The organism is Pantoea sp. Cy-640, from assembly GCF_011752635.1.
In the GTDB taxonomy this organism is placed as follows: Bacteria; Pseudomonadota; Gammaproteobacteria; order Enterobacterales; family Enterobacteriaceae; genus Pantoea; species Pantoea dispersa.
In genome coordinates this window covers 19,906-27,488 of record NZ_VWXB01000016.1, presented here as the reverse complement: position 1 = coordinate 27,488, position 7,583 = coordinate 19,906, and the positions used below count along the sequence as shown (strand labels likewise).

The following is a 7,583-nucleotide window of genomic DNA, read 5'->3' as shown; positions in this document are numbered from 1 at the left end:
GATGAATTCAAGGCGTTGCATGGTAACAGTCTCAGTCCAGGGCATAGTGAGTCTCCTCTGCTATGCCGTTTATAACTGTTACCCATGTGCCCGGTCTAAAGTGTTACCCATGTGGCCGGTTTGTACCCTGATGCGCACCAGCATGAACCTTAAGCCGTTCCGCCCACGGTAATTTTATCCAGCTTCAGCGTGGGCTGACCTACGCCGACCGGCACGCTCTGGCCCTCTTTACCGCACACGCCGACGCCTTTATCCAGCGCCAGATCGTTCCCGACCATGGAAATCTGCTGCATCGCCTCAATGCCGGAGCCGATCAGCGTCGCGCCTTTCACCGGTTTGGTGACTTTGCCGTTCTCGATCAGATAAGCCTCGGAGGTCGAGAACACAAACTTGCCGGAGGTGATATCGACCTGGCCGCCGCCAAAGTTAGGGGCATACAGACCATACTCCACACTCTCAATGATCTCCTGCGGCGTCGATTTGCCCGCCAGCATATAGGTGTTGGTCATGCGCGGCATCGGCAGGTGTGCATAGGATTCACGACGCCCGTTTCCGGTAGGCGGCACGCCCATCAGACGCGCATTGAGCTTGTCCTGCATATAGCCTTTCAGCACGCCGTTTTCGATCAGCACGTTGTACTGTCCCGGCACGCCTTCATCATCCACCGCCAGCGAACCACGCAGCCCTTGAAGGGTACCGTCGTCAACCACGGTGCAGAGTTCGGACGCCACCAGCTGGCCCATCTTACCGCTGAAGACGGAAGTCTCGCGGCGGTTGAAATCCCCTTCCAGACCGTGGCCCACCGCTTCGTGCAGCAGCACGCCTGGCCAGCCCGCACCCAGCACCACCGGCAGCGTACCGGCTGGCGCCGCGACGGCGGACAGGTTAACCAGCGCCATGCGCACCGCTTCGCGCGCCCAGGCATCGGCCCGTACATCACCGCTCTCATCGGCAAGGAAGAATTCGTAGCCGGTACGCGCACCGCCGCCGCTGGCGCCGCGCTCACGTTTACCTTGATCTTCGACCTGAACGCTAATGGACAGGCGCACCAGCGGACGAATATCCGCCGCCAGCGTACCGTCGGTGGCGGCGACCAGCACCTGCTCGTAGACGCCGCTCAGGCTGGCATTCACTTCCTGCACGCGCGGATCGGCGGCGCGTGCCACTTTATCAACCCGGTGCAGCAGCGCGATTTTGTCTTCGCGCGTCAGGCTGTCCAGCGGATTGACCGGGGCGTACAGCGAACGGTTAAGCACCGCAGAGAGCGCGTGCGCTTTGCCATTGCCCTGCTCGCGCACAATACTGCGCGCCGCTTCGGACGACTGGCGCAGGGCATTGAGGCTGATTTGATCGGCGTAGGCAAAACCGGTTTTCTCCCCGCTTACCGCGCGGACGCCCACGCCCTGGTCGATGTGATAAGAGCCATCTTTAATGATTTTGTCTTCCAGCACCCAGGATTCATGGAAGCTGGACTGAAAATAGAGATCGGCATAGTCCAGACGACGTTCTGAAAGCTGCCCTAACAGGGAAAAAAGGTCCTGCTGATTAATGCTGTTCGCAGCTAGTAACTGCTCACTTACCAGATTCAGAGTCATCGTTTCTCACTCATTATGTGCTCGGATAGTCATAGCCTGCGGCAATTCCCCGACGGCGTCAAATTCACTTCTTATCGGCTTCGCGCGGTTTGCGCAGCACTTCATTGATTTCCGGCTTATCCAGCGGTCCGCTGATGTGATAGCGCAGCAGCGAAATCTTATTCCACAACGGTGCCAGCACCTTGCTGGCGGCAAAAACCGCCGCGCCGACCACCGGGTTAATTACAAACGCGGTGGCCACGCCAACCGAGGCGCCGATCTCCGGTGCCACCACCGCTTCCATGTCGATTTGCCGCTGCACCAGATCTATTTTGCCCTGCATGGCGATATCCGCTTCGAGGCCATCCACCAGCAGGTTATCGGTGCGCATCACGCCGTTTTCAATCCACGCCGTGCCGTTGATCGAATCAAACCAGAAACCTTCATTAAAGGTATCGCTAAAATCGAAGCGCAGCTTACGCAGCAGGGCATCGAAGCTCACCAGCCGCAACAACTGTCCGGCACGACCGGTGTTCACATCCGCAATCTGCCCTTTGCCGAAATGGGTTTTCAGCGTGCCGCTCAGCGTCTTTTCTGAAGGCTGCCACGGTGCGGAGCGCCAGTGCAAGTCATAATCAATTTTAAACGGCGCATCGCGCAGCGGCGTGTTCATGCCAAACCAGTTGGTGGCATCATTGATATTTTTGCCGCTCAGGCTGCCTTTTAGCGAGGTGCGCTGCTCGCCCGCTTTGTTCACCCATTCACCCGCGACATTGAGCTTCGAGCTGCCGGTGTCGACGCTGCCGTTAGTGAGTGCTAACGTCTCTCCCTGCGGCTGGAGCCTGGCCTGAATGTGGCCGAACTTCTGCCCGCGCAGCCAGCACTCAGCGCAGTTGAGCTGCAGCGCTGGCCAGCTGCGGAAATCAATACCGCTGTCCCCGCTGAACGGCGAGGAGGCCTTGCCCGCTTCGTCTTCACTCCATTGCGGATTGTAATAAAGATAGCTCAGGTCGATTTGCCACGGCGCGTGTTGTGCGGTTCGCAGGCTGCCGCGCGCTTCGCGGCTCTCCAGCTGCAGCTGCGTGCTGCCGCCCACGCCCTGGGTCACCGTGGCATTAACATCGTGCCACTGCTGGCCGCCGAGCGTCAGGGTCGGGGTGCGCAACGTCACATCGCCCGGCAGCAGTGCGCCGCCGATGTCCGTCTCGCCCTGCGCATTGCGTGAACCCGTCGCGCCGGTCATCAGCCCCAGCCAGGCTTCGCCGTCCAGCGCCGGCAGATTAAGCACCATCCCGCGCCGATCCGGTAGCGCCGGCGTGCTTTTGGCATCATTCAGCCAGATACCGCGATCGACGCGCAGCTGCGGCTCCAGCAGCCAGCGGCTGTTAAAGCGATGGTGCTCACGCACGCTGCCGCTGAGGTTAAAACTGTGCAAATCGCCGCTGGCATTAATGGCGATAGGCAGTGCCTCACCGGCTTCTTTATCCAGCGGTGGAGGTAAGTGACTGCTCACTGTCTTGCCGTCACCGTTGATATCAACCTTGTAGCGCGCCCCACCCTGATGCGGCAGCGTGATGTCGACATTGCCCTGCCACGCCAGACTGCCGCCCAGCTTACTGCTCACGCTGGCGGGCAGCATGGCCAGTTTCGCCGGCTGCCAGTCGCCCAGCAGTTTGACGTTAACGCCAAAATCATCGGGATTTTCCGTGGTGCTGAAACGCACGCCGGTGGGCTGACCGAACCAGTTGGCCTGCAGCTCTTCACTCTCCAGGTTCCCGTTGTTGTAGCGGAAACGTCCGGTCAGATTTTTCAGCGTGGTGTTGAGCGGCTTAATGTGCAGGCTGTTGTTATTCAGCACCACGTTGCCGCTGGCGTGCACCAGTTCCCCATCCAGCGGAATATCCAGGTTGAGCGAACCACGCACGTTGCCGCCAATCTGCAGCTGCTCCAGCGCCGCACCCAGCGTGGATTTGAGCGGCGTGCGGGCGAGATAGTCGGCGATATCTTTACCTTCGCCGCTCAAATCACCGTCAATGATCAGCTTCTCTTTCAGGTAATCCGGGATTACCGCACTGACGTTGCGCGCGTCCACCGCGCCCAGCCGGGTTTGCGCCGCCTTCATCCACAGACCGTCGTTGATAAAATCGAGGTCGATATCGAGGTTTTGCAGCGCCGGCCAGCCTGGCTGGAACTGGAAGGTAGCATTGCGCACCGGCACGGCCACTTCAAACATGCCGTCGTGGTGTTTGAACGGGAACAGACGCGGATCGCCGGCAAACAGCAGCGTGGCATTCTCCACCTGGCCGCCTTTGACCGCTTCGCTGAGATACTGCGTCAGATCGTGGCCCATCAGCGGCTCGGGGAAGTAGCGCCACGCATCACCGGCATCGGTGACGCGAATCCCGGCAAGAATATCGAGGCGCGGCGCTTTACCGACATTTTGCTGATAGCGGAAATCGCCGCGCGCCCATAGCGAACGTGCCTGCACGTCCAGCTGCTGGCCATCCAGCGTCAGGCCGTTGCCATCGCGCAGCCAGTTAATCCTGCCGGTGACCTGCTGAATCTGTAACGGCGCCTGGAACATATCGCCGTACGGCACTTCCGCCTGGCCCATCTGCACATCCAGCTGGCCGTGGTTCAGACTGCCGCTGGCGCTGCCGCTCAGATTGCTGATGCCCGGCAAAAGCTGCCAGTGCTGCCACGCCAGATCGCGCCAGCGCGCCTGCAAACGCGTCTGCTCCGGCTGCGCCAGCGGAATATCCAGCGCCAGCGCGTCGATATAGCCGCGCGGCTGCAGCGCCCGCCAGTTGTCCAGCAGCGTAGGTGAGAGCGGCGCAAACAGCGGCACCAGCGGTGCCAGACGCTGCAGATCAAGACGGGTGGCACGCACCCGCACTTCCGCTGCACTGTTCGCGCCGATCATCTGTTTATCTTCCGGCTTCCACAGCAGGGCGATATGGCCGGCATCCCAGGCCACGCCGTCAGTCATCAGCCGGGTTTGCGGCACCGTCAGGCTCCAGCCATTCTGGTAGCGCGCCAGATGCGCGGTCAGGCCATCCACCTGCAGCTGATGATCGCCCTGCTCGCCGCGCCAGCGCGCGCCGCCTTTGCTCAGCAGCAGATCGCCTGCATACACCTCACCGTCGCGCAGATTGACCCACGCGGCCAGGCTGAAACGCGCGCTTTGCAGGCTGGTATTATCACGCAGCCAGCGGCCAATCCACGGGCGCACGTCCACGTCATCGGCCTGCATCCAGATACGGCCGTCGTTGAGTAACCCGTTGGTATCGTTAAGATCGAGCCGTACCTGCACCACGCCGTGCTGGCCGGTGAAGCTGGACAGGCTCACTTCGCCTTCGGCGCGATGGCGGTTGTCTTCGTTCAGCCAGGTAAGGCGGGGAATCGCCAGTTCGGCATGCTGGCCGGAAGGCGTGAGAAAACGGATGCTGCTGTCACGCAGATCGAAATGGTCAAACTGGCGTAAGAACAGATCGTTGATTTGGGCCGGTTTGAAGCTGTTTTTTTGCTCGTCGCTGGTGAGCAACGGACGGTTGGTTGCCAGCCGCAGCTGCCAGAAGGTGAGATCGCGAAACTGCCAGCGCCAGTGCAGCAGCGACTGCCACACATTGAGCGCCAGCGTAACGCGGCCAATCTGCAGCTCGCCATCTTTATCCATGTCGATACGCAGATCGCGCACCTGCAGGGTCGGGCCAAAATTCTCCCATTTTCCCTGAATTTCACTGGCATCGATGGTGACGCCGCTGACGCGCGAAAGGGTGTGCAGCACCTCGCCGCGATAGCTGTTGAGATGCGGCATCACAAGGCGCAGCCCGCTGACCAGTAGCGCCACAATGACGATGATTGCGGCGAGCAGCAGTAACAAAATCCCCGGCAACCGCCTCACACACCTCTCCTTGCTTTCCGTTGGGTTACGGCGTTCAACCTCACGACTTACATCATGACAACGTCAAACTGCTCCTGCGTGTAGAGCGGTTCAACCTGTACTTTGACCTGCTTGCCGACAAAAATTTCCACTTCGGCCAGCGCGTGCGACTCATCGCTTTTCAGCGCTTCACCCACTGCGGGCGACACGTACACCAGGAAGCTGTCGGAGTCGTAAGCGTGATGGACGCGGACGATTTCACGCATGATTTCATAGCACACGGTCTCCACCGTCTTCAGCGAACCGCGTCCCTGGCACACCGGGCAATCGGCACACAGCACGTGCTCAATGCTTTCGCGCGTGCGTTTGCGCGTCATCTCGACCAGCCCCAGCGCGGAGAAGCCGTTGATGCTGGTTTTGACGCGATCTTTGCTCAGCGCGCTCTCCAGCGAGTGCAGCACGCGCCGGCGATGATCGTCATTATTCATGTCGATAAAGTCGATGATGATAATGCCGCCGAGATTACGCAGCCGCAGCTGGCGCGCAATCGCCTGCGTGGCTTCGATATTAGTATTAAAAATGGTTTCGTCGAGGTTGCGGTGGCCGACAAACGCACCGGTGTTAATGTCCACCGTGGTCATGGCTTCGGTCTGGTCGATAATCAGGTAACCGCCAGATTTCAGTTCCACCTTGCGCTCCAGCGAACGCTGAATCTCGTTCTCCACATCATAGAGATCGAAAATCGGCTGCTTGCCGTTGTACAGCTCCAGCTTGCTGGCCATCTCCGGAATATATTCGCTGGTAAATTCCACCAGCAGATCGCAGGTCAGGCGCGAATCGACGCGGATGCGATCCAGCGCTGCGCCGGCGAAATCGCGCAGCACGCGCTGCGCCAGAGCCAGCTCGCCGTACAGCAGGCAGCGCGTCTGGTTGCGCTTCTTACGCTCGCTGACTTTGGTCCACAGGCGCTTTAAAAATGCCGCGTCCTGCGCCAGCTCTTCTGCGCCAATGCCTTCTGCGGCGGTACGAATAATAAAGCCGCCGAGATCGTCACAGTAAGCGGCAACCACCGCTTTCAGCCGCTCACGTTCGGCTTCGCTTTCAATGCGCTGTGAGACGCCCACGTGCGAAGCCCCCGGCATAAAGACCAGGTAGCGCGACGGCAGCGTAATATCGGTGGTGAGGCGGGCGCCTTTGGTGCCGAGCGGATCTTTCACCACCTGCACCATTAAATCCTGTCCCTGACGCACCAGCTCGGCGATATCGCGCACGATAAAGTTCTTCTTCTCATCACCCGCCACGCATTCGGTGTGCGGCATGATGTCCGAGGCGTGCAGAAAGGCCGCTTTGTCCATCCCGATATCGACAAATGCCGCCTGCATGCCCGGCAGTACCCGACTGACGCGCCCTTTGTAGATATTGCCGACAATACCGCGCCGCGCTTCGCGCTCAATATGGATTTCCTGCAGAATGCCGCCGTCAATATAGGCAACACGGGTTTCAGAAGGTGTCACATTTACCAGCAGTTCAGCCGTCATCTTGTCCCCTTAACGCACGCAGCGACTGAAAATGGCTCAGCAGTTCGCTGGTTTCCACCAGCGGCAATCCCACTACGGCGTGATAACTTCCATTGATGCGGCGCACAAAGTTGCCGCCCAGGCCCTGAATTCCGTACGCGCCGGCTTTATCCATCGGCTCGCCGCTGGCGATATAGTGCGAAATTTCCTCTACCGTGATAGTGCGGAATGTCACGTCTGTGGTCACCAGGCAATCCAGCTCGCCCTGCGCATCGGCCAGCGCCACGGCCGTCATGACCTGATGGGTTTGCCCGGCCAGTTTACCCAGCATCTGCGCGGCATGCGCCGCATCACGCGGTTTCTCCAGCACTTCGCCATTCAGCACCACGATGGTGTCAGCGCCCAGCACCGGCAGATCCTGCGGTGCTATCCGCACGCCGGCCCGCGCCTTATCGCTGGCCAGACGCCGCACATAAGACTCCGCCGCTTCGCCCGGCTGACGCTGTTCTTCAACATCGGTAATCAGGCGCTCAAACTGCAGGCCAAGCTGCGTTAACAGCTCGCGCCGACGCGGTGAGCCGGAAGCCAGGTAGAGGGTTATCATTGTAT

4 protein-coding genes are annotated in these 7,583 nt (G+C 60.0%); all 4 read right to left on the bottom strand.

Translation table 11 applies throughout. From position 1 onward, the window contains the following. Positions 1-149: 149 nt before the first annotated feature. The gene (gene tldD / locus F3J36_RS23800) at positions 150-1,595 is read right to left on the bottom strand and encodes a metalloprotease TldD (RefSeq protein ID WP_136545551.1); all 1,446 of its coding nucleotides are present in this window, start codon (positions 1,593-1,595) and stop codon (positions 150-152) included. Between the two features lie 64 nt (positions 1,596-1,659). Then, positions 1,660-5,478 carry an AsmA2 domain-containing protein YhdP gene (yhdP, locus tag F3J36_RS23795; protein ID WP_166720760.1) on the bottom strand — a complete coding sequence of 1,273 codons (3,819 nt, stop codon included), beginning with the start codon at positions 5,476-5,478 and terminating at the stop codon, positions 1,660-1,662. A 47-nt stretch (positions 5,479-5,525) separates the two neighbouring features. Then, entirely contained in the window at positions 5,526-6,995 is a 1,470-nt protein-coding gene (gene rng, locus F3J36_RS23790; RefSeq protein WP_021508149.1) for a ribonuclease G, read from the bottom strand. Further along, positions 6,985-7,578 carry a nucleoside triphosphate pyrophosphatase gene (locus tag F3J36_RS23785; RefSeq protein ID WP_166720758.1) on the bottom strand — a complete coding sequence of 198 codons (594 nt, stop codon included), beginning with the start codon at positions 7,576-7,578 and terminating at the stop codon, positions 6,985-6,987. The genes rng and F3J36_RS23785 overlap by 11 nt, the downstream gene beginning before the upstream one ends. Positions 7,579-7,583: the final 5 nt, after the last annotated feature.

Excerpts from the sequence above, each read along its gene's own strand:
- rng (WP_021508149.1), bottom strand. The coding sequence starts at position 6,995 with ATGACGGCTGAACTGCTGGTAAATGTGACACCTTCTGAAACCCGTGTT.
- tldD (WP_136545551.1), bottom strand. The coding sequence starts at position 1,595 with ATGACTCTGAATCTGGTAAGTGAGCAGTTACTAGCTGCGAACAGCATT.
- F3J36_RS23785 (WP_166720758.1), bottom strand. The coding sequence starts at position 7,578 with ATGATAACCCTCTACCTGGCTTCCGGCTCACCGCGTCGGCGCGAGCTG.